The organism is Streptococcus marmotae (genome assembly GCF_001623565.1).
Classification (GTDB): Bacteria; Bacillota; Bacilli; order Lactobacillales; family Streptococcaceae; genus Streptococcus; species Streptococcus marmotae.
Window position 1 is genome coordinate 254,738 of record NZ_CP015196.1, and the last position, 22,920, is coordinate 277,657.

Consider the following 22,920-nt stretch of genomic DNA (forward strand, 5'->3'; position numbering starts at 1 on the left):
TATCTTCCTATTTTATTTTAACATCGTCCTAGAAAGTCTGGCGTTTGGCCTTACGCTCTGCCCGTCCCTTAGCACGATTTTCCATACGCTTCGTTTTGCGCCGCTTCTCATCAACTGCCCACTGAATCTTCTTCTTATAGCCTGGCTTAATTTTTTTCTTTTTCTTCTTAACTAAACCAATCATTTCAAGGTCTAATTTTTCCCTTGATTTTTCACGGTTCACGCGACGATCACGATCATAGGTATCTTGAAACTCTCCGTCTTTGATCATTTTAGGGGCAAAACGGATATTGAGTTTCTCCAGTTCACGAATGTCTGCATCATCACTCGGTTGATACAAGGTAATGGCTGTTCCTGACAAACCATTTCGACCAGTCCGTCCTACGCGATGAACAAAGAAGGACAAATCTTGTGGAATCGCATCATTGATAACATGGCTAACCCCTTCAATATCAATCCCACGCGCCGCTAAGTCAGTCGCAACAATGTATTCATATTCTAGATTTTTGACCTGATTCATGATTCGCTTGCGTTCGCGCGGTGGAATATCCCCATGAATCTTAGCCACCCTCAGACCATTCGCTGTTAGATAGCTATGTAATTCATCTGCCCGTGTTTTGGTATTGACAAAAATCATCGCAAGATAAGGCTGCATGAGCTTCGTCAACTCCAATATCAAGGCATTTTTATCCCGTCCCTTTGTTGAAATCAGCCAATTTTCAATGGTATCTGAAATGACCGTCTGTGTCTTGATTTGCTCTATTACTGGATTGCTTAAATATTTCTTTAAGAAGGGCTGTAATTTCTGTGGAATCGTCGCAGAAAAGACCATGAACTGCAGATTCTTGGGCAAGCTTGACGCAATACGGTCGACCGTTTCCAAAAAGCCCATGTCAAGCGTCATATCTGCTTCGTCAACTACGAAGGTCGTCGCCTTATGAATGGCTAAATCCCCTGATTTTACCAAGTCATAGATTCGTCCCGGCGTACCAATAACGATATGGGGCTGATTGGTCTGCAACTTATCAATCTGGCGTTGCTTATCTGTTCCTCCAACATAGTTGACCACACGAATCTCTGTCTCAGAACAAAGAGCAATTTGGCGTGCCGCTTGGTAAATCTGTGTAGCAAGTTCCCGTGATGGCGCAGTAATCACTGCCTGCACTTGATCCAAATCTTCTTGTAATTGTTGAAAGATAGGAATCAAGAAAGTGTGGGTTTTACCTGAACCTGTTTTTGATTCGCCGACCAAGTCACGGCCAGATAAAACGATGGGAATCAAGCGTTCTTGAACTTCCGTTGCCGTGACAAAGCCAATTTCTTTTAGTGCTACTTGAATATAAGGTTTTAAAGTCAGTTCTGTAAATTTCATAAGATCCTCTTTTTTCTACTTCCCCTTATTATACCAAAAAAAACAGCATTTGACTGCTGTTTGATACTGACTAGGTATTAGAAATATAAGATAGCAAGGGTCACTAAGCTCATGACGAGACCAACTCCCCACAAGAAAAAGTCAACCTTCCATTCGCTCCATTTTTCACCACGACCTGTTAGTCCTCCCAATTCCAAATGGTGATGGAAAGGAGTCATACGGAAAATTCTCCTACCTTCGCCAAATTTTTTCTTGGTATATTTGAAGTAGCTAACCTGAAGCATAACCGAAGAAGTCTCGATTACATACACAAGTCCGATGAAGAGCAAGGTCCATTCTTGATGAAGTGCAATTGAGATCGTTGCAAGCATCCCACCAAGAGCAAGGCTTCCTACATCTCCCATGAAAATTTTAGCTGGCTTGTGATTGTAGTAGAAAAAACCTAACAAGGCGCCAATCATAGTCACGCAGACCAATAAAATGTCAAATTGTCCCTCAGCAAAGGCAATGACCGAATAAGCCGACAGACTAATCACCACAGAAATCGACGATAAGCCATCAATTCCGTCCGTGAGATTAACCGCATTGGAAAAACCAACCAGCCAAAAAAGGACAAAACCGACATAGAAAATTCCCAGATGAAGAGGATAGCCCAAGACATTTAGCGTACCGCCTCCTGTACCCTGCATGTGAACCAGGTAAAAGACAAGACCACCTAGAAGCTGCAAGGCCAGTTTCTGCTTAGGATTCAAGCCCTCATTAACCTTGCGAAAAATCTTTAGGAAATCATCTAAGAAACCAACAATTCCATATAGCAATAAAATAAACAAAATAGCTAAAACTGCTCCTGTCAGCATTTGAGACAACAAGGCAAAGAGGAAGGTTACGAGAATCGCAACGGCTAAAAATACCGTCCCTCCCATGGTTGGAGTACCAGCCTTAAACTGATGTTGCTTTACATCTTCATGGGTTTGCTGCCCCTCGATGCGCTTTGCTTGATAAAACTTGATAAATTTCGGAATCAGCAGAATCGTCGCCACAAAGGCCATTAATCCTGCCATGATTACAGAATACATATTAGTCTCCTAGGTTAATTTTTATTTTTTTCGTCTTTTCTAAGTCCTTGCCGATTGGAACATTTTGACCAACTACCCGCAATCCAGTTCCACTATATTCAACTTCAATTCCTGTCCAGTCGGCGAAAATATCCATATTTTCCTTGGTCCAGCCATACATATCTGGAACAGTTGTAAAACGATCTGTCAGTAGTAAAATCTGTTGATTAGCTGCTAGATTGGCACCAACTTCCACAGAAGTTTTCTCGATTTCTGAACCATTTCCTAAGATAATTGGTTGAACAAGATGCTGACGCAAGTTTGCTGCCGTAGCCCCCGGCTGAGCGCCAATAATATCTTCTAGCTTGTACTCTGTTTCGTTTGCTACAGTTGCTAAAGCTTGAGCTGGATTGTCTAGATTTAAGCTTTCCTTTAGAAGCATGGCTTCTTTCAAGGAGGGGTTGACAATATTCTTCCACTCAATACCTCTCCAATGCTGAGGCTGTTGAACCGTTACATACATGATGAATTCCGGATTTTCTGCTGGAATCATAGCGACTACTGAGTTAATTGTATCATTTGGCCCATCTAGATAACCAGTCCCATCTTCCTTACCGATCTGGGCAGTACCAGATTTAACCGCAATATCATACCCATCTACTTGAATAATTGGACCATCACCTCCATAAAGAGTTCCGAAAGTTGGATCAGTCCCTACTCCAATCATATATTGACGAGTCTGCTGAGCTGCTATATCTGAAACAGGTTTCCCGACAATTTCTGGCTGTGACAGACGCGCACTATCTGTATTTGGATCATACAGTCCGGTAATAAATTTAGGCTCCAACATCACGCCATCATTTGCAACTGCTCCAAAAGCACGCAACATCTGGGTCTGGGTTGTAGAAATCCCCTGACCAAACGAACTCATTGCGATAGAGACGATATTATCACTTGGGAATAGGCCTCCTTCTTCCCCCATCATACCAAAGCGTGTTGGATAGCCAAAGCGGAACTTTGTTAAATAGTTCAACCATTTGTCATTACCCATCCCCTGCTCCAAAGTCGTCATTCCGACGTTACTGGATAGGGCAAATCCTTGAGCAAAGGTCAAGGTCGTCGGTGCATAGATTTCGCCTCCGTTGACATCCCAGTCTCGGATAGTCGCATCTGCAATCCGAAGCTCAGACCGGTCATAATAGGCATTCGCATTGAAAGTTCCATTGTCAATAGCAGAGGCTACTGTCATGACCTTCATCGTCGAACCTGGTTCAAAATTTTCTTGATAAAGTAGCGAGCGTTGCAGAATATCCTTGTTATCCACTCCTTCCTTGGTATCTGGATTATAGGTCGGTCGCTGAGTCGTCGCTAAGATTTCCCCCGTCTTAGCAGATACAAGGGTCGCATTCGCATATCGTCCCCCTGTCTCTTTAAAGAAAATATCCATATTGGTCTCGAGAGAGCGTTGTAGGGGGGCAGAAAGCGTTGTGTATACATCTTGTCCGTCAACAATCGCCTTTTTTACATCTTCTGTTCCCGGAACAATTCGGCCACGACTGTCTTTTTCATAAACAATTTTCCCGTCTTGTCCAGCTAAAATGCTGTCCAACGCATACTCCATCCCTCTTTGCCCACGGAGACTATGGCTGCCATCTTCCTCATTTTCAACAAGATTAGCCAAACCAATAAAGGTTGAGGCAAAGTTTCCGTTCTGGTACAACCGACCAGGATTGGTATTAAAGGAAATCCCCTTAACACCTGCTACTTCCATGTCTTTTTGAATCGCCGTCATGGTACTATACGTCATATTTTTTCCCAAGGTTCCAAAGTAGACTTGCTTTAATTCTGGTTGATTTAGTTGCTTGATGACATAATCTACTTCTAACCCTAGGTGCTTATTGAGCAGTTGAGCTACTTGATTGAATTGACTTGGCTCGACATAAAGAACCTCTTTAGTCGCAGATACGTATTCCTTATCAATAATAGCATAGACAGTGTAGGTAGTGGAATCTTCAGCAATCGCTACACCCGTCCGATCATAAATCGTCCCTCGCCTTGCTTGAACCGTCACCTCTGTCTGATGCACCCGTCTTGCACGCTCTGATAAATCCACACCAAATTTTCGATCCGTCCCAATGATTATGGCAAAATTAATTAAAAAGATGAAAAAGATGAAAACCGTCAAAAGAATCAGGCTTTGCCCTACCCTCCGACGATTTTGTGACGGAATATAGCGTTTTTTCAAGACATACCGTAAAAGTTGCTTCTTTCGCTTTGACATTATTCTGCTACTCCAACATTGTTATTATTGTAAGTCAAGCCCTCTTTTTCCGCAATTTCCATCATCCGAGCATCACGGATCAGTTCATTAACTGCTTGCTTGGCATCATCAATCTCGACCTGCTTACTATTGATTTCCTGATTGACACGCGCCATGGCCGCTTGGACCTGTAAGAGCTTTGTCTGCATAAAGACAATCCCAATCGCCAAGGTCAAGCCCGACAGGACAATGCTTCCATAAAAAGCCTTTTCTACTCGAGAAAATGTTTTGATTTTTTCACTAATGATGCGCATGGTCGCATCTTTTCGTTGTTCTTTTAACATATTTTTTACCTAATTGTGTCTTTTTCGTGCCACCCGTAACTTGGCTGAATGGGCACGGTTATTGGCTGCCAATTCCTCTTTGCTCGGTAAGATTGGCTTGCGATTGACCAATTCCAATTTCGGTTGCAAATCATCTGGAATAAACGGCAAGCCCTTTGGAACATCGACTGTCGACGACTCTTTAAACAATTGCTTGGTCAAGCGATCTTCCAAGGAATGAAAGGTGATAACAGAAATCCGGCCGTCTACCGCAAGCAGTTCAATAGCCTGCTGGATTGATTCATCTGCCGCACCTAATTCGTCATTCACTTCAATCCGAATGGCTTGGAAAATCTGCTTGGCAGGATGGCCCTTTTTCTTTAATTCTTTCGCTGGTTTGGCTGATTTGATCACTTCTGCTAATTCTGTTGTCGTCTCAATCGGCTTGATAGCACGCACCTGCTCAATCTTTCGTGCGATTTGCTTGGAGAATTTATCTTCCCCATATTTAAAGAAAATCCGCACCAAATCATGATAGTCATAGTGATTGACCACTTCATAGGCCGTGAGAGCTGCTGTACGATCCATCCGCATGTCAAGCGGAGCGTCTTTTTTATAGGAAAAACCACGCTCACGCTCATCCAACTGAGGACTTGACACCCCCAAATCATAACAAATCCCGTCAATTTCTTCTACTCCCTGCTCTTTCAAGCGAGCCTGTAAATGGCGGAAATTGTCCTTAATAAAGGTAACCATGCCCTTTTCAATATAAGGAGCCAAGCGTTTTTGGGCATTCAAAATAGCCGTCTCGTCCTGATCAAAGGCATAGAGATGACCCTTTTCGTTTAACTGGCTTAATAAATACTCACTGTGACCTGCTCCACCCAAGGTCGCATCCACATAGATGCCATCTGGCTTCACAGCGAGCTGGTCAATGGTTTCGTGAAGAAGAACTGTTACATGGTGAAATTCATTTATCATATCCTTACTATTATACCACATTCTCCCTTTATTCTCTCTTAAAAATCAATCAAAGAATTATTCCTATTTTTTATCAAATATGGTTGACATTTTTAAAAATAGGAGTTACAATAAAAATGCAAACAAGTCAATTATAATTGACACATTTTCTTTTTTAGGATTTTGTGTCGTATCTATTTTACATAGATTGGAGGTTTAGATGAATCGCGTTGCCTTCTATCGCAAGGAATTAAAACTCTCGCAGCTAGAACTCGCCAAATCTATCGGCGTTTCTAGGCAAACCATAAACATGATTGAAAACAACAAGTACAATCCCACATTGGAACTCTGTATCAATCTCGCCCATGCCCTCAAAACAGACTTAAATGGTCTATTTTGGGAAGAATAGAAAGGAAAACCTATGAACCAGCATAAATACTCTTTTTCACCAAGCCTAAAAACACTTTTAGGAGTGACCGTTAGTCAGCTCATCTTGGCAGCTCTCATCATTGACGGATATCTTCACGGAAAATCCTATGTACTCTTTCCTTTATACATTCCCTTTATCGCCCTGTATACTGGAAAAACAGCTATTCTAAAGAACAATCCAGAAAAACTTCTCCTCTATAACCTGCACCAGATTGTGATAGAATTTACCCTCTTCACCATTTTGACGATCTGTATCGCAGCTGGTACATTCAAACTTTCACTGCTTATTTTCCCAATCCTACTTGCCATCCATATCGTTAGCCTTGGCTACACCATCTGGAACATCAGCAAAAAATAACCAATGAAGGAGAACCACCATAAAAAAAGAAACTTTTATTGAAAAAATGATGAAACGTTTCTATGGCATCGCCGGCCCACTTGATGAGTATAAACACCGAGAAATTGACCGTATCGGCAATATCTGCTTCATTCTTCTCTTTTCGATACTGCTATTTGGAAATCTGATTGCCCTACTTCTATCTGATAAGTATCCTAAAGTGGTCGCTTTTGCCTATCCTATCACACTGACCTTACTCTTATTAACAATGTCAACCTTTGCCTTGGTCAAAGTCCACAGCATGCATTTGGCTGATATTGATAAAGAAGGACTCAACCAAAAAGAACAAGGGCAACTGAAATTTGCGGGACTAAAAGCTGGGCTATTATTTGGAGGGGTACTCTGGTTATACGATGCCTTCTCACAGGAGACAACTCTCTTTGACTCTCTCTTTACTGTAAAAGCAGCTCTCACCTTCTTCATAAGAGCTACACTATTTGGTCTTGCTTGCCAGCTCTATCTTTCTTTTAAAGCGCGAAGGGGACAATCCGAATAACCCCAAACAGTTTACAAAGTGGCAGAATTCCTTTACAATATTCTTTATTAGCAAGAAAATGAGAATTGGAATGAAACAGATTTTACGGCAATTAAAACCCTTTGACTTTATCCTGATTGGCTTGACCCTCCTACTATCTTTTACGCCAGCAGTCTTTACCTATCTCCATAGCAAGCAGCAGACAGATGAACCCTATCTGATTGCTTCGATTCGGATTAATGGCGAGGTGGTTGAAGAATTTAAATTATCAAAAGATACACCCCATAAGGAAGTCACCTACTATCCCAATCCTGGTCAGTACAATATCATTGAAGTAGACGGAGAACGGATTCGTGACAAAGAAGACAATAGCCCTGACCAGATAGCTGTTAATACTGGCTGGATTAGTCGGCCAGGAGAAATTGCTGTCTGCCTCCCACACAATCTCATCATTGAAATCCGTGTCCCTGAAGACCAAGAATCCGATGAAGAGGAAGAATTGATTTTACCGATTTAACTAGAAAAGGTCCTGGAGCAACGTTCAGGACCTTTTAATACTTTATATATAGTTGACTGAGAAAGGAATAGGAACTGCAGATAGAACTGGTGTTCATCAAAGCGGCTGAACGCTGTCCTAACCTTTATTTAACTCACTAAAATACTACTGCTAAGATTAAAACTACTAGATACATCATTGCAAACAAGACAAAACTCTTAACTGCTTCGATAAAAGTTTCGCGTTTGATTTGCTTTTCTAAAAAACGTCCTAGACTCTTGTAAGAAAGAACAGCAACACCACATCCTATCCAAGCCCAATAAGGCAAGAAGCCAAGAAGCGGGTAGAGCAGCCACAAGACCCAAGATAACATGGAAAGGCAGATATAGAGTAACAAACCCTTTTGACGACCAATATGAAATACCAAGGTATGGCGGTCATTTCGAATGTCCTCTTCCAAGTCACACAAGTTATTGGCTAGCATGATATTGGCAATTAAACAGACCAAAGGAAGACTCATCAAGCCAATTTCAAGGAATTTCCCCCAGGCTACTTGCAACTGAAACCATTCGCCCACAAAGCGACTGACTAAAAGTTGATGAGGAGCCTGAACAAAAACAGCTAAAAAGAAAATTCCAAATCCCATTGTTACGCCAGAGAAAATCTCACCGAGTGGCATCCGAGATAAGGGAATTGGTCCAAAGGTGTAGCAGATTCCAATCACGAAACACACGGCACCCAGCGGTAGCAACATCAGGTCCGTCCGCCAAACCAACATGAGCGAAATGGCAATCGAGAAAAACAAGAGAAGAAGAATAATCTCTACCATTTGCCGAAAATCGAGTTGATGACGACCAATGACATTTTCCTCTTTCCGGTAGACCTGATCCTTGGCTTTGACATAGTCCATGGTATTATTAATGGCTGTCGTACACATGTCAAAGCTCAAAACAGCTAGGACAAACAAAAAGGTATTGAGAGGATTAAACACATGATAGCGATACAATGACCACAAAATACCTAGCAGCATAGGAAAAACGCTCGCTACTTTCGTCCGTAATTCGATAAATTCTAAAAAAATCGGTAGGGTAATCCTTCCCTTTTGACTAGTCATTGACAAGATGATACTCCTCATTACTCAATTCAAATCGATCCTTGAGCCCTTTACTAACATGTACCCCGCGGTCTTTATCAATAAAAACTGCTTCTACTCCATCCAGTTGATCGATAAATTCCATCCCCTTATCGATTCCTAAGAGGAACAAGGTAGTGGACAAGGCATCCCCCTGAGTAGAGGTCTTTGTAAAGACGGTTACTCCTGAGATAGTATTTTCAACAGGATAGCCTGTCGCTGGATCCAGAATATGGTGATAGATCACACCATCTACTTCTAAGTAGCGTTCATAGATGCCCGAGGTCACAACAGAGCCATCCACTACATAAACGGAACCAACCACCGTTCCACGTACTTGGTCCGGATCTTGCACTCCTACTTTCCAACCTTCTTTATGGGCAGGGGATGCTCCCATAACAACGACATTTCCCCCTAGGTTGATAATAGCTGTGGTGATCCCTTTCTCAGCAAACAGTTTTTTTAAGCCATCAGCGATATAGCCTTTTGAAATAGCTCCCAACTCCAAAACCATGCCCTCTTTTACTGCGACTGTCTGATTTTTTTTGTCTAGCTGGACATCTTGGTAATGAATATGCGGTAAGGCCGCTTTGATTTCTGCATCGCTCGGTTTGCGTGCATCTTCTGAGCCGATTTTCCACAGATTATTAACCGCTCCTATTGAGACATCAAAACGCCCCTGACTCTTTTCACCCATTTCCAAGGCACGTTCAATCAATTCAAAAGTGCGTGGGTCTACTTTCACCGCTTCTTTTCCTGCAGCCTGATTGATTCGGTAAATATCTGAACCTTCCAAATTCGTCGATAAGAGTCGCTCCATCTCTTTTACATAGGCAATCCCCTCTTCCAAGGTCTCTTCTTGCTCCTTATGATAGATACTAATTTGGACAACTGTATGAAGCAACGTTTCTGTGCGAGTCAGCGGTTTTTCGACGATAGGTAAGCCATCTTTTGCTACCTGTTTAGGTTGACAAGCTACTAGAAAAAGCATACAAACAAGCAAGGGAAGGGCTAGCCATTTCCATCTCATATTCTCATTCTCCTTTACTTTTTAATAGAATAACATATACCATTGTATCATCTTCTCACTAAAAATCCACTAGAAAAGAGGCTGGGATATATGTGCTCAGCCTCCTATTTTCATCTATTCTATGCCAGATTATTTATCAAGCATTACTTTAGCAGTGTCACCTTTTTCAGCTGCAGCAAGGAGGGCTTTTGCACTCTTCTTGAAGTCCTCTGAAGTATGACTCGCACCAGAAACAACTTCTACTGCTTCGACATCTTGTTTTTCAACTAATCCAGCGTTCAATTTTTCAATTGCTTCTTTCGCAGAAACACCCGCTTTTTCGCTCATCATTTTGTTGTATTCTTCGTTTGCAGACTTCATCTTACCATCTTTGTCTTCGTAATCAAACTTAGATTCAGTAATTTTACCGTCTTTTACAGTGATTGTGTGAACAATCTTGTATCCACGATCGTCAGCACCAGATTCTGCTGAATACATGCCGTCTTTCAATTCACCCATCATTTTTGCTTCTGATGAAGACATGCTTGTCTCAGATGAAGACATGGCAGTTTCAGATGAAGACATCATTGTGTCTTTCTTTTCTTCTTTGGCACCACATGCTACTAGAGCAAAAGCAGCTGCTAAAACTGCAACACTTTTCAAAACGACTTTTGTTGTTTTCATTATAAATAGAACTCCTTTTTCAAACTTCAGTTCACAAGCTGAAGCGTTTTCTTACTTTATAAGCATATACCATTTTTGCAAAAATGTCCAACGTTTTTTACAAATTTAATTAAAATTTAAGATTTGAGCCCGTATCAAGCTGACCACTTTAGCATTTTTTCAACCAGCCATTTCCAGTCAATTTCTCGTCCAGGCTTGGTACCAATGGATGAAATATAGTTTTCCATTTTGACGAGATAGGCCTGCATCAACTTCTCTGTTCGATTTTGTGCCTGGGTCTGGTTCATTTTCTCAACCAAGCTCTCAAGTGTATCCAAGCTACCACTCTCAATACTATCGACCAAATCTTGATGAATGCTCCTATCCTCTTCAATGGCAAACAAGAGAGGGGCTGTATAGATGCCATTTTGGATATCTTGTAGAGCTGGTTTCCCTGATTCTTGGAGCGTCAAATGGTAGTCAATCAGATCATCACGCAGTTGAAAGGCCATGCCAAAAGAACGTCCTGCTTGAAAGGCTCGGTGTGTTTCCCGAATTCTTCCAGTTGCCTGAAGCACTCCCAATTGACAAGCTATCCCAAATAAGAAAGCAGTCTTGCCCTGAATCTGTTTTAAATAGCGTTTCATTGTCATCTGTGGATTAAATTGATTCATGAGCTGCGATAGCTCCCCAGCTAAAATGCCTTCGATAAGTTTTTCATTGACAGGTGTCATCTTTTGCTGTTCTAATCCTTGCATCTTGATTCCTTTTGCTAGGAGGCGGCCTGCGTAAGCCATTAGATAATCTCCTGCATAAATGGCAATGCGATTTGAAAATTGACGGTGAGCAGCACGGATTCCTCGACGCACATCTGCCTCATCAATGACATCATCATGGATCAGGGTTGCCAGATGCAACACCTCCACGTAAGCAGCAAAATAGAGCTTTTCAGGTCTAATCTCTCCGTCTACAGCTTGGGCAAACAAAAGGCACAAACCAGAACGTAGGTATTTCCCAGGCGCTTCCATATATTCTACAATCTTTTCACGCACAGTTGGATGAATCATCTTCATCTCTGTCACCATAATGCGCTTGACTTGTTCTAAGCCTCTTTGTATTTCTGGATGATTCTCCCAAATTTGATGTACCACAATTCTCCTACTTCATCGAAAAAGGACTATTCAGCAAACTCTCATTTCGTTTTTTGAATAGTCCTTATCATTTTTATTGTTTTTCAATGATAATGGAATTAAGAACCACTATTCATTATCGTTTTTCTTTTACAGTGTAAATATGCTTGGGCTTGCCATAAATCTTCTTATCAAGGAAGCGACCCAACCATGGCATAATCCAGTAATCAAGACCAAAGGCACGGCCTGCACCATTCATCAATGAAATGGCTACTGGAATGAACCAGATGTTGACCCAGTAGAACATACCTGAAAGGCTAAACATCACCACCAAGGCTACTGTTGCTGCGCTGACAATCCAGACAAAGGCCCCTGCAATCAAGGCAAGACCAATTCCGATTTCAGCAATGGTCATGAATTTTTGCATAAAGAGGGCAACTTCTTGGTTTGGCATCATGAATTGCATGATTGACGCAAACCAATCTGGCATGCCATCCAAAACAGTCATAGGTTGCTCGCCATAAGCATAGCTAAGCCCAAAAATAGCGTGGGCTGTTTCAGCGACTGCTTGAGAAGCACCAGAAGTTGCTTCAGCAGCTGAAGCACCCGATACAGGGTCTGCTAACCATGGGAATGGGAAGACAACTTGATCTCCCAACCATGAAGTCGTACCAAAGAGACCAAAAGCCTTCTTAACCCCTTCATAGAGCCACACAGAACCATAGAAAACACGGAGCGGTGCTGACCAGAGAAGATTTCCCTTCCCTGATGTATGGCCACCAAAGATATTGCGTTTGTTCTTAATGTCGAAGAATTCATGACGGACATAAGAGCCCATATAGAAGAAACTACGAATGCTAAAGAAATAAATCAAGTTGACCATATGCTTCACAAACATCGCCATAAAGCCTGACATATGGTATTTCCCCATCAAGAAGGCAACTCCATAGCGAGAACCGATTGAGACCATGAATCCATCGTATTTCCCTTTGTAGCTATGTTTTTCACCGCCAGTAATAGCAGCGATAATGTTTTGCGCAGCAGTATGTCCAGTTTGTTCAGCAGCTTGAACGATTTGCGGTGTTGGTCTGCCATCATTTCCTGGTTCTTCATAGTAAACCAAGTCACCTGCTACATAGACATTTTCCTTGCCTTTAGCTTCCATGTATTCGTTGGCAACCAAGCGGCCTGCACGTGCTTTTTCAATTCCAAACTCGCTTGCATCGCTATTTGCTTGTACACCTGCTGTCCAAATAGAGGTATAGGTTGGAATTTCACGACCTGATGAAAGGACCAATTTGTCTGCTTCAACAGCTGCAACTCCGTCACCAAGTACCAATTCAACACCTTTTTTCTCAAGGTATTTACGTGTCTTGACTTGTTCTTTTTCAGTGACCATTTGCAAGATATTTGGCATTGCTTCAATCACTTTAAGTGAGAACTCTGCTGGATCTAGTTTAAATTCACGTGCCAAGATTGGTACCCAATCAATCAGCTCACCAATCATCTCAATACCAGTGAAACCTGCACCGATAACTGTAAAGGTTAAAAGAGCACGGCGTTTTTCTTCGTCATGTTCGCGCATAGCACGGTAGCAAGAGTCAATAATATGATCATGCAAGCGCTCTGCTGCTTCGATAGACCAGAGCGTAAAGCCATTTTCCTTAACACCTTTAATACCAAAGTCGTTCGCTTCTCCACCCATAGCAAGTAAGAGATAATCAAACGGCAAGGTTTGGTGCTCAGCGATGACCTGCTTTTTGTCATAGTCAATCTCAACAACCTTGTCAGTCACTAGATTAACTTTTGGATACTTGTTAAAAATACGTTTCAAATCGTATTTAATTGCATCTTTTTCCACACGTCCAGCTGCCACCTCATGCAACTCTGTCATATAGGTATGGAATGAATTTTTATCAATCAAGGTGACGGTAACATCATCGTTTTTCTTGAAATTTTTCCCAAGTAGGCGTGCTGCTGCAATCCCTGCATAACCAGCTCCTACAATCACAATATTTTTAGTCAAAACATAACCTCCGATAAGTTTGTCTGTTTTTTATCAGGCTCCATTATACACTTTTTTGACTAATTAGACAATTGAAGCGCTCGTTTTTTACCAATGATTTTCCACGGCAAATGCATGAAGAAAGTACAGTTTTCAGAAATCGAGTTTTCAATTGTTGGTGTTAGTACTTAGAAAAAATCAAGTCGTTAACGAGAGAAAATGTACTATTTCTTTCAAAAAAGTTACAACATGATTAAAAAATTGCACTTATCAAAAATTAGGATAGGTGCATTTTTTCATGCGTTTGTCCTACGATTTGACGGAAAAGACTTGCATATCTCCTCCAAAACAGATAGTATATAGGATATGAAGTTTGTCATCTGATTGCTGTATTGTAAGGCAGACTTTGAATAGAGAACGCTTATGAATTCAAAACATCAAACCGTATTATTTATTACCATGCTAGCTGCTCAGGCAGTCGTTATTTCTTTGGTAGAGAGACTGATCCCAACCCCCTTCTCCTTTGCTCCTGGAGCGAAACTTGGACTTGGAAATCTCATCAGTCTCATTGCTATTTTCACTCTTCCAGCTAGAGACAGTGTCAAAGTTGTCAGCATTCGCTTACTGATTTCTACTTTCTTAGGCGGAACATTTTCAACTTTTTTGTATGGATTTGCTGGAGTTACACTCAGTTATATTGGTATGCTATCTGCTAAGCAACTCGGGCCAAACCGGGTCAGCGCCATCGGTATTTCTATCCTAGGGGGCATGCTTCATAATATTGGACAGCTCCTCGTTTTTGCTCTGATTGGTCAATCTCTCTTGGTCCTCAACTATCTACCCATCTTATCCTTTACTGGTATCCTGTCTGGTTTTCTCGTTGGTCTAACAGCCAACTACCTCCTCCAAAAAGTTGGTCCCTTGCGTCACTATAATCAAATCATTTTAGCGGAATGGAAATAGGCTAGCGAAGAAATGCTCGCTAGCCTCCTCGAATAGAATGTTGATTTATCAACGTTTTACAAACCAGACAATCCTCGCTTTTTGATTTTCAAGCTCAGGTATCAATAGTCACTTCCCTGACTATTGATATGCGTCAAACTGCTAAAGCTATACAAAGAAGAACGGACGAATACTTTTGTTTCAGCTTCTTCTTCGTTCATTTTTGCTAATTTATGCTACAATAGCCTCATATCTACTATACGAGAGGGAAATATGTCTTCTTTTAGTTTAAAATTCACACCGAGCCAACGGATTGTCCTCAGTTTTGCAGGCGTTATTCTGATTGGCTCGCTCCTCTTATCTTTACCCATTTCACAACTGGCTAGTTCGGAAGCTAGATACTGGGATCATCTGTTTACAACTATTTCCATGGTCTGTGTGACAGGATTGTTTACCGTTCCTGTTGCACAGACCTACAATACGCTAGGGCAGTTCATCTGCATGGTCTTAATTCAAATCGGTGGGCTGAGCTTGATTAGTTTCATCGGACTGTTTGCCCTAAGAGGGGGGCGAAAGCTCAGTTTCATCAATATGGCTACGCTACAAGAGAGTTTTAATGTGACCGAAACCAAGCATTTCCGTAGCTTTATCAAATCTGTCTTTGGTTTTACCTTTGCAATTGAAACAGTGGGCGCTTTTATACTTGCCTTTCAGTTCGTACCTGAATTTGGCTGGCAACGTGGACTTTTTTCGGCTTTCTTTGTAGCTGTTTCTGCCTTTTGCAATGCTGGATTTGATAACTTTGGTGCTACTAGTCTGGTGAATTATGCAGCTAATCCACTAATTAATCTAACGATAGCTTCCCTGATTATTATGGGTGGACTCGGATTTTCGGTCTGGTTTGATATGCAGACAAAAATTCAAAAACACTTGGGTTTTCGCAAATTAAGTTTCCATACCAAGGTTGTCCTAACCATGACATCTGTCATTCTGCTGCTTGGGACCCTACTGACTCTGTTGACAGAATATCGAAATCCTGATACGATTGGCTCCTTATCCTTGCCACAAAAGGTCTTGGTTAGCTTTTTCCAAACTGTTACCATGCGGACAGCTGGCTTTGCTTCGATTGACTACACAAAGGCCAATCCTGTCACCTTGCTACTCTATACCTTTCAAATGATGTTGGGCGGGGCACCTGGTGGAACGGCTGGAGGTATCAAAATCACAGCTTTTTTGACTGTTATCCTCTATGCGAGAAGCGAAATTATTGGTCTGCCTCATACCAATTTCAAGGCACGAACCATTGATGATGAAACCATTCGAAAAGCATTTGCAACCTTTATTGTGTTCATTATGATTTTTCTAGTAGGACTCTTTGCCATTAGTATGACAGACCCTCAAAAGCCCATGATTTTTCTAATTTTCGAAGTTATGTCAGCCCTAGCAACTGTTGGCGTAACCGCAAATCTGACTCCACAACTATCGCAACTTGGACAGCTGGTAATCATGGCACTCATGTTTTTTGGCCGAATTGGACCAATGTCGATTTTAATCAGTCTTTCTTCACGGAAATTATCAAAGAAAGAGACCCTGCAATATGCTAAATCATCTATGATTGTATAACGGAACTTGGGCTAAAACGCTCGTGTTTTGTTAATTGAATCCGGACTAAAAACTTATAAAGATAGAGACATGCATGTTCTAGCTTTTGTTAATCACAGCTTGTAGCTCCCTTTAGGGATTGATTGCCGTAGCTGCTACGAGCTTACTCGTTCTACAGATACGGATGCCCTAGGGGTATACTTTGCTCTCGACGTCCTTTGTATCCTGTTTTTAACTGAACTCGGGCTAAAAGCTCGGAAAAGAGATAAATGCTCCTAGAAGCTTGTGCTTCTTCGTCGTATTTCCTATTTTTCATTCGCTTTTTAACGCCCTCGTATCTTACGTAATTGAACTCGGGCTAAAAGCTCGGAAAAAAGATAAATACTCCTAGAAGCTTGTGCTTCTTCGTCGTATTTCCTATTTTTCTTTCGCTTTTTTAACGCCCTCGTATCTTGATTTAAGGAGATTTTATGAAAACGCAAACGATTGGCATTTTAGGTCTTGGTGTATTTGGTACCACCATTGCTAAAACCTTACACCATTACGATTGTAATATTATTGCTGTAGACAACCATGCAGATCGTATCAATCAACTTGAAATGATCTTAACAAAAGGAATTGTAGGAGATATTACAGACAAGGATTTGCTACGCGCAGCAAGGATTGACAGCTGTGACACAGTGATTGTCGCTACCGGTCGCAACTTGGAATCAAGTGTCCTTGCGGTTCTCCACTGTAAGGCTCTCAATGTCCCAAAAGTCGTTGCTAAGGTAAAAAGCAAAACAGCAAAAGAAGTGCTCTTAAAAATCGGAGCAGACCGAGTGATTTCTCCAGAAAGAGAAACTGGTGTATCCCTAGCTAAGCATCTTCTTCACCGTGATACAACGGATTTGATTGAATTAGATGGGGATGTCAGTATTGTTGAATTTCATGCCCCTAAAAAATGGATTGGCAAAAGTTTAGCCCAACTCCAGCTACGCCAGCACTACAATCTCAATATTATTGGCTACCGCGATGCACAAACCAATAAATTAAATGTGCAATTTTCACCAGACTATACCTTTAACGAGCACGAATTGATTATGGCTGTAACTGATAACCATACTGTTGATCACTTTGAGGAATACACAAATAAACTATAGGTTTCAGGCAACAAAACCGATTACCTTCATTCAAGTATTTAAACAAGTCGATGTAGCTACCACAGTCCCGTAAACCGTCGCTACCCGAATTTAGACGAGGATTGTCGGATTTTTACACATTGACAAGCCTAGAAATAACGGAGTGGGGAAAAGCGATTGCTAGAAAATCATGTTCAAGTCTCACGCTCTTCTACTCTTTACAAAGGAATTTTTATGCAGGATTTAACCCAAGGCAAACCAATTCGCGTGATTTTACGCTTTACTGTGCCACTGTTAATTGGCAGTTTTTTTCAATTAGCCTATAATTTTGCAGATAGTATTATTGTAGGACATACCCTAGGAAAGGTCGCTTTTGCCAGTGTCGGAGCTACTGGGAGCATTGTCTTTCTCATTCTTGGCTTTGCACAAGGCTTAACCAGCGGACTGACCATTGTCACTGCTCAACGGTTTGGAGCAAGCGATTTTGACGGAGTTAAAAAAAGTTTTGTCCATGGACTCTTTTATTCTCTTTGGGTTAGTCTTGTTTTGACCGTTTTAGCCCTCACCTTTCTACGTCCTCTACTCATTTTCATGCAGACTCCTGAGGAATTACTTCCCCATTCGCAACAGTTTTTAACAGCCATCTTTGGTGGGACGATTTTCTCTGTGCTGTTTAACTATCTATCTAATCTCATCCGTAGTCTCGGTGATTCAACTACACCGCTAATTGCTCTTATTATCGCCTGTTTCATCAATATTGCCCTTGACTTTCTCTTTATTTTAAATGTCGGATTGGAGGTATTCGGAGCAGGTCTAGCAACGATTACAGCTCAAGCCTTTTCTGTCCTTTATCTTGCCATTTATATTTATAAAAAAATTCCTTATTTCCATATCACGAAAGCAGACATTCGATTAGACCGAAAAAATCTAATCAAACATGCTCAATTAGGATTTCCCATGGCTTTTCAAGCTAGCATTATCGCTATTGGCGCCATTACCTTACAGGTCATGCTCAATCAATTAGGCACCAATGCTATAGCAGCTCAAGCCATTGCTAGTAAGACTGACCAACTCGCCATGCTCCCAATGATTAATCTTGGCTTGGCAGTCTCAACCTTTACTGCTCAGAATTATGGAGCCAGGCTGTACTCGCGAATTTTAGAGGGCCTAAAAAAGGCGGTTTTGATTGATATTGCATGGGCTATTATCTTTGCCATCTTACTAGTGGCAGCAAATCGATTTTTCTCACGGCTGTTTCTAGCAGACGGCAATCAAGAAGTCTATTCTCTCGCACTAGTCTACTATATTATTAATGGCTCTTGCTACTGGATTTTATCAATTCTCTTTGTCTTACGGAGTTTCATCCAAGGACTTGGCAGAGGCTTTGTCCCAACTCTAGCAGGTATCATGGAATTAGTCATGCGGGCCGGTGTTGCCATTGCCGGACTGATCTATTTCGGCTTTTATGGTGTTGCTGCAGCCAATCCTGCTGCTTGGATCGGAAGCGTTCTGGTCTTGGTCCCAAGTAGTATTATATTGACAAGAAAACTAGGCCAAGGGCAAATCGAATAATCCTACTCTACGAAAATCAACATCTGACTAGGCAACGAAACTGCAGGGGTATCGGAGGTTATGCTGAAGGAGTCTGTTCCCCCCTCTTATTTCCAACCTTCAACAGTCCGGTGGACTAGTGTTAGCCGAGGATTATAACATAATCCTTATTTCCAACCTTCAACAGTCCACCGGACTAGTGTTAGCCAAGGATTATGTTATAATCCTTATTTCCAACCTTCAACAGTCCACCGGACTGTTGAAGCAAGGTGAGTGAACGAGAGCAGATTTTGATTTTTAACGAGTATTAGCACAAAACAAAACCAGCTAGATTCTTGCTAGCTGGTTTTCATCTGTTATGAATGAGGGTCATCTAGGCTTCTGCCATGCAGTCCTTTTTCGCGTTGGACTTGTTTGAGTTTCTCTGGAGTTATATCGTTGCCCGCTTCATCGACAATTTTGATCCCTTCGACATGGGCCCGAACACTACGGCGATAGCCTTCGATATACTCTTCTCGGAGGGCTGCTTGTTCTTTTAATTCCTCTTCTGTCAAGCCTGTTTCTTTTTTCTTTCTGGCCAATTCATTGATACGATCAATTTTTGCTTGTTCCATTTTTTCTCCTACTTGGTATTGATTTGGTTAAATTGTGCAACTTTCTGTGCTTTATGAGTGAGGGTTGCAAGCAAGGCCAAGCGATTGTTCTTCACAGCTTCATCATCTACCATGACCATGGTATTGTCAAAGAAAGCGTCAATCAGAGGCTGAAGTCCAAAGAATTGTTGGATATTTCCTGCCAAATCTTGGGTGAAGGTAAGTCCTGCCACTGCATCTGCTAGGGCTGTTTCTGCTTCATTTTCAAAGAGACTGCTATCTACTGCAACAGCTGCCGCTGCTTTTTCTGCCAAATTAAAGACACGAGAAAGACTTTCAACGGCTGATTTGAAAGTAGCTGTTTTCGCCTGTTCTGCCAAGATACGAGCTGTTTCAACCATATCGCTGACCACAAAGTTTGTGCTATTTAAGACTGCTGTCACAATATCTTTCGGAACGCTCTTATCGATCATTTTCTCTACACGAGCACGGAAGAATTCAAGAACCTCTGCCTGATGTTCATAAGTAAGGCTATCATGCTCTAGGGCATAAAGTTTTTCAACCAATTCATCGATTGCAATCGTCCAGCCAAAGGCTTCCAAAATCCGCACCACACCTTGGGTTGCACGACGAAGGGCATAGGGGTCGTTTGAACCACTTGGAATAAGACCAACTGAGAAGAAAGACAAGATTGTATCCAGTTTATCAGCAAGCGCTAATACCGCACCGACCTTGGTTTCAGGAAGAGCACCTTCTGCACTATTTGGCAAATAATGTTCCCGAATAGCGGCTGCAACGGCTGGGGTTTCGCCTGCAAGAAGTGCGTATTTCTCCCCCATAATCCCTTGCAATTCGTCAAATTCGCCAACCATGCCTGTCAATAGGTCAAATTTATAGATAGTAGCTGCACGCGCGAGATCTGTTTTTTCTTCCTCAGAAAGCCCAGCTTGACTAGCCAAAAGGTTACTAATGGCAGCTGTACGTGCCATGTGTTCATATAATGAGCCAATTTTTTCATGGAAGGTCACGGCTTTTAAGCGTTCCACAAGGTCCGCAATCTGTAACTTCTGGTCTTCCCGCCAGAAGAATTCACCGTCTTCCAAACGTGCTACCAAGACTTTCTCATTTCCCTTAATGACATTGGCCAGAAATTCCGCATTTCCGTTACGGACAGAGATAAAGTTCGGCAAGAGTTTACCGTCCTTGTCTCGGACAACAAAGTAGCGTTGGTGATTTTTCATGGAAGTAACCAAGACTTCCTCTGGAACAGCAAGATACTTAGCATCAAAAGCTCCCATAAAAGCAGTTGGGTATTCGACCAAGTTCAAGACTTCATTCAGTAACTCTTGATCAATTTCAACGACTACGTTTTGTGCCGTTTCAATCGCCTTGATTTGCTCTACAATCATTCTCTCACGCTCTGCGCTGTCTGTAATCACAAATTCCTTACGCAAGTCGTCTTCATAACTATCTGCTGTCGCAATTTCCGTTTCCTGTCCGAGGAAGCGATGACCACGGCTGACACGACCTGATGGAATATCAAGGAAATTCATCTCAAGTGCTTCATCATCCAAGAGAGCTGTCAAGGTATGAACCGGACGGATATAGTCAAATGTATTTGAAGCCCAGTGCATGCTGACTGGGAAAGTCATCGAAGCAAGAACGTCTGGAATGCCTGCTAAAACTTCCTTAGCTGTCTTTCCTGTCTCATGCTTGGTCACATAGACATACTCTTCTCCCTTGATTTCACGGAAAGTAATATCAGCTGTTGTCAACCCTTTACCACGGACGAATCCTTCCGCAGCCTTGGTAAAATGACCATCCGCATCTAAGGCAATCTTCTTACTTGGCCCTTTAAAGTCCTCTGTCAAATCTTCCTGTTGGTCTGCCAAACCACGCACACGAACTGCCAAACGACGAGGTGTCGAAAACATCTGGATTTCTTCAAAAGCCAAACGATTGTCTGTCAAAAATTGTGCCATGCGGTCTTTCAACTGCACCATAGCAGGCGTTACAATGTAAGCTGGAATTTCTTCTAACCCAAGTTCTACTAGTAAATTTTTCGTCATCTTATTCTGCCTCCTTCTCTAATAATTGCGCTCTTGTTGCCTCATCCAAAAGTGGATAACCAAGACGTTTTCTTTCTGCTACAAAGGTCTTTGCAACCACACGCGCCAAATTTCGAATACGTGCAATGTAACCTGCCCGCTCGGTTACGGAAACTGCCCCACGGGCATCCAATAGGTTAAAGGTATGCGAACATTTCAAGACATAGTCAAAGGCCGGGTGAACCAAATGCTCATCCAAACAACGTTTTGCCTCGGTTTCAAATTTCTCAAAGTTAGCGAGCAACAAATCTTGGTCACTGATTTCAAAGCTGTATTTTGAATGCTCATATTCTGGCTGAAGGAAGATCTCACCGTATTTCACTCCGTCTGCCCACTCAATGTCATAGACTGAATCAACTTCTTGGATATAAGAAGCCAAGCGTTCCAAACCGTAGGTTACCTCAGCCGTAACTGGACCTGTCGCTAGACCTCCAACCTGTTGGAAATAGGTAAATTGTGTGATTTCCATTCCATCAAGCCAAACTTCCCATCCTAAACCTGCTGAACCAGTTGAAGGATTTTCCCAGTTGTCTTCTACAAAACGGATGTCGTGCTCCAAAGGATTAATCCCAAGACGCTCTAGCGATTCCAAATACAATTCTTGAATATTGCTTGGACTTGGTTTCATGACCACTTGGAATTGGTGGTGCTGATAGAGACGGTTAGGATTTTCTCCGTAACGACCGTCTGCTGGACGACGACTTGGCTCAACATAGGCTGCATTCCAAGGTTCAGGACCAATAGCACGCAAGAAGGTATAGGGACTCATTGTTCCTGCTCCTTTTTCTGTGTCATAGGCCTGCATCAACATACAGCCCTGCTCATTCCAAAATTGTTGCAAGGTCAGAATAATTTCTTGAAAGGTTAATTTTTTAGACATTGGTTTCTCTCTTTCTTAATGGTTATCATTTGCGATGTTTTCTTTTAAAAACAAGTGCATAGTCTAGGCAATTCGCCATGGCGATTGCCGTTAGTTGCTCGAATATTTATGTTTATTAGCAACGTTGGCTAGGTGAAAGGTTATTTTTTTAGATATTGTGTTTCCTCTTTCTATTTGATAATGGACGATACGATTTGAAGAAATGTAGGATAGAGAGGTTTATGTATCCGTATCTGTAAAACATATATGGTAGATTGAGAACGGAACACGGGCTAAGAGCTGTGTAAAAAAGAGACGCAGGTGTTCCAACTTTAGTTGGTTACAGCTGAGGCTCCCTTTAGTGGGGACGCAGATGTTCCAGCTTTAGCTGGTTACAGCTGAGGCTCCCTTTAGGGATAAGTCTCCCTAGAGTCTACT

21 protein-coding genes are annotated in these 22,920 nt (G+C 41.9%); 8 read left to right on the forward strand and 13 right to left on the reverse strand.

The window, feature by feature from the left end; translation table 11 throughout:
• Positions 1-28 precede the first annotated feature (28 nt).
• The 5 genes from A4H00_RS01255 to rsmH all read right to left on the reverse strand — a co-directional run bounded on the left by A4H00_RS01255 (position 29) and on the right by rsmH (position 5,991).
• Positions 29-1,372: a DEAD/DEAH box helicase gene (locus tag A4H00_RS01255; RefSeq protein ID WP_067086364.1), complete on the reverse strand. Its 1,344-nt coding sequence runs from the start codon at positions 1,370-1,372 to the stop codon at positions 29-31.
• Positions 1,373-1,449: 77 nt separating this feature from the next.
• Positions 1,450-2,448 carry a phospho-N-acetylmuramoyl-pentapeptide-transferase gene (gene mraY, locus A4H00_RS01260; RefSeq protein ID WP_067086366.1) on the reverse strand — a complete coding sequence of 333 codons (999 nt, stop codon included), beginning with the start codon at positions 2,446-2,448 and terminating at the stop codon, positions 1,450-1,452.
• Position 2,449: 1 nt separating this feature from the next.
• The gene (gene pbp2x / locus A4H00_RS01265; RefSeq protein WP_067086368.1) at positions 2,450-4,708 is read right to left on the reverse strand and encodes a penicillin-binding protein PBP2X; all 2,259 of its coding nucleotides are present in this window, start codon (positions 4,706-4,708) and stop codon (positions 2,450-2,452) included.
• Positions 4,708-5,031: a cell division protein FtsL gene (gene ftsL / locus A4H00_RS01270; protein WP_067086370.1), complete on the reverse strand. Its 324-nt coding sequence runs from the start codon at positions 5,029-5,031 to the stop codon at positions 4,708-4,710. Before ftsL ends, pbp2x begins: the two co-directional genes overlap by 1 nt.
• Positions 5,032-5,040: 9 nt before the next feature.
• On the reverse strand, positions 5,041-5,991 hold the full coding sequence (rsmH, locus tag A4H00_RS01275) for a 16S rRNA (cytosine(1402)-N(4))-methyltransferase RsmH (RefSeq protein WP_067091357.1): 951 nt from the start codon (positions 5,989-5,991) through the stop codon (positions 5,041-5,043).
• A gap of 199 nt (positions 5,992-6,190) precedes the next feature.
• Here rsmH and A4H00_RS01280 point away from each other — a divergent pair, with 199 nt between their 5' ends.
• The 4 genes from A4H00_RS01280 to A4H00_RS01295 all read left to right on the forward strand — a co-directional run bounded on the left by A4H00_RS01280 (position 6,191) and on the right by A4H00_RS01295 (position 7,788).
• Complete coding sequence (locus A4H00_RS01280; RefSeq protein WP_067086372.1) at positions 6,191-6,379, forward strand: helix-turn-helix transcriptional regulator; 189 nt, start codon at positions 6,191-6,193, stop codon at positions 6,377-6,379.
• Positions 6,380-6,391: 12 nt separating this feature from the next.
• Positions 6,392-6,757: a hypothetical protein gene (locus tag A4H00_RS01285; protein ID WP_067086374.1), complete on the forward strand. Its 366-nt coding sequence runs from the start codon at positions 6,392-6,394 to the stop codon at positions 6,755-6,757.
• Positions 6,758-6,776: 19 nt separating this feature from the next.
• On the forward strand, positions 6,777-7,292 hold the full coding sequence (locus tag A4H00_RS01290) for a DUF3278 domain-containing protein (protein WP_257721994.1): 516 nt from the start codon (positions 6,777-6,779) through the stop codon (positions 7,290-7,292).
• Between the two features lie 64 nt (positions 7,293-7,356).
• Complete coding sequence (locus tag A4H00_RS01295) at positions 7,357-7,788, forward strand: NusG domain II-containing protein (RefSeq protein ID WP_237334221.1); 432 nt, start codon at positions 7,357-7,359, stop codon at positions 7,786-7,788.
• A gap of 136 nt (positions 7,789-7,924) precedes the next feature.
• Here the strand turns inward: A4H00_RS01295 and A4H00_RS01300 are convergent, their stop codons facing one another.
• The 5 genes from A4H00_RS01300 to A4H00_RS01320 all read right to left on the reverse strand — a co-directional run bounded on the left by A4H00_RS01300 (position 7,925) and on the right by A4H00_RS01320 (position 13,727).
• Positions 7,925-8,881 (reverse strand): 1,4-dihydroxy-2-naphthoate polyprenyltransferase, encoded by a 957-nt coding sequence (locus tag A4H00_RS01300; RefSeq protein ID WP_067086379.1) that lies wholly within the window; start codon positions 8,879-8,881, stop codon positions 7,925-7,927.
• The gene (locus A4H00_RS01305; protein ID WP_067086380.1) at positions 8,874-9,929 is read right to left on the reverse strand and encodes an FAD:protein FMN transferase; all 1,056 of its coding nucleotides are present in this window, start codon (positions 9,927-9,929) and stop codon (positions 8,874-8,876) included. The genes A4H00_RS01300 and A4H00_RS01305 overlap by 8 nt, the downstream gene beginning before the upstream one ends.
• Positions 9,930-10,058: 129 nt before the next feature.
• Entirely contained in the window at positions 10,059-10,592 is a 534-nt protein-coding gene (locus tag A4H00_RS01310) for an FMN-binding protein (RefSeq protein ID WP_067086382.1), read from the reverse strand.
• 134 nt (positions 10,593-10,726) lie between these two features.
• On the reverse strand, positions 10,727-11,722 hold the full coding sequence (locus tag A4H00_RS01315) for a polyprenyl synthetase family protein (protein WP_067086384.1): 996 nt from the start codon (positions 11,720-11,722) through the stop codon (positions 10,727-10,729).
• 115 nt (positions 11,723-11,837) lie between these two features.
• Complete coding sequence (locus tag A4H00_RS01320) at positions 11,838-13,727, reverse strand: NAD(P)/FAD-dependent oxidoreductase (protein ID WP_067086386.1); 1,890 nt, start codon at positions 13,725-13,727, stop codon at positions 11,838-11,840.
• 402 nt (positions 13,728-14,129) lie between these two features.
• Between A4H00_RS01320 and A4H00_RS01325 the strand changes: the two genes are divergently transcribed.
• The 4 genes from A4H00_RS01325 (at position 14,130) to A4H00_RS01340 (ending at position 18,943) form a co-directional block, all read left to right on the forward strand.
• Positions 14,130-14,669 carry a Gx transporter family protein gene (locus A4H00_RS01325; RefSeq protein ID WP_067086388.1) on the forward strand — a complete coding sequence of 180 codons (540 nt, stop codon included), beginning with the start codon at positions 14,130-14,132 and terminating at the stop codon, positions 14,667-14,669.
• A gap of 252 nt (positions 14,670-14,921) precedes the next feature.
• Complete coding sequence (locus A4H00_RS01330) at positions 14,922-16,271, forward strand: TrkH family potassium uptake protein (RefSeq protein ID WP_067086390.1); 1,350 nt, start codon at positions 14,922-14,924, stop codon at positions 16,269-16,271.
• A 449-nt stretch (positions 16,272-16,720) separates the two neighbouring features.
• A complete protein-coding gene (locus tag A4H00_RS01335; RefSeq protein ID WP_067086391.1) occupies positions 16,721-17,392 on the forward strand; it encodes a potassium channel family protein in 672 nt (223 codons plus the stop codon).
• A 213-nt stretch (positions 17,393-17,605) separates the two neighbouring features.
• Complete coding sequence (locus A4H00_RS01340) at positions 17,606-18,943, forward strand: MATE family efflux transporter (protein WP_067086393.1); 1,338 nt, start codon at positions 17,606-17,608, stop codon at positions 18,941-18,943.
• 335 nt (positions 18,944-19,278) lie between these two features.
• Here A4H00_RS01340 and A4H00_RS01345 read toward each other — a convergent pair whose 3' ends face one another.
• The 3 genes from A4H00_RS01345 to glyQ are packed head-to-tail and all read right to left on the reverse strand — an operon-like array spanning position 19,279 to position 22,503.
• A complete protein-coding gene (locus tag A4H00_RS01345) occupies positions 19,279-19,536 on the reverse strand; it encodes a DUF896 family protein (RefSeq protein WP_067086395.1) in 258 nt (85 codons plus the stop codon).
• A gap of 8 nt (positions 19,537-19,544) precedes the next feature.
• Complete coding sequence (glyS, locus tag A4H00_RS01350; RefSeq protein ID WP_067086396.1) at positions 19,545-21,584, reverse strand: glycine--tRNA ligase subunit beta; 2,040 nt, start codon at positions 21,582-21,584, stop codon at positions 19,545-19,547.
• Position 21,585: 1 nt separating this feature from the next.
• Positions 21,586-22,503 carry a glycine--tRNA ligase subunit alpha gene (glyQ, locus tag A4H00_RS01355; RefSeq protein WP_067086398.1) on the reverse strand — a complete coding sequence of 306 codons (918 nt, stop codon included), beginning with the start codon at positions 22,501-22,503 and terminating at the stop codon, positions 21,586-21,588.
• Between the last annotated feature and the right edge of the window lie 417 nt (positions 22,504-22,920).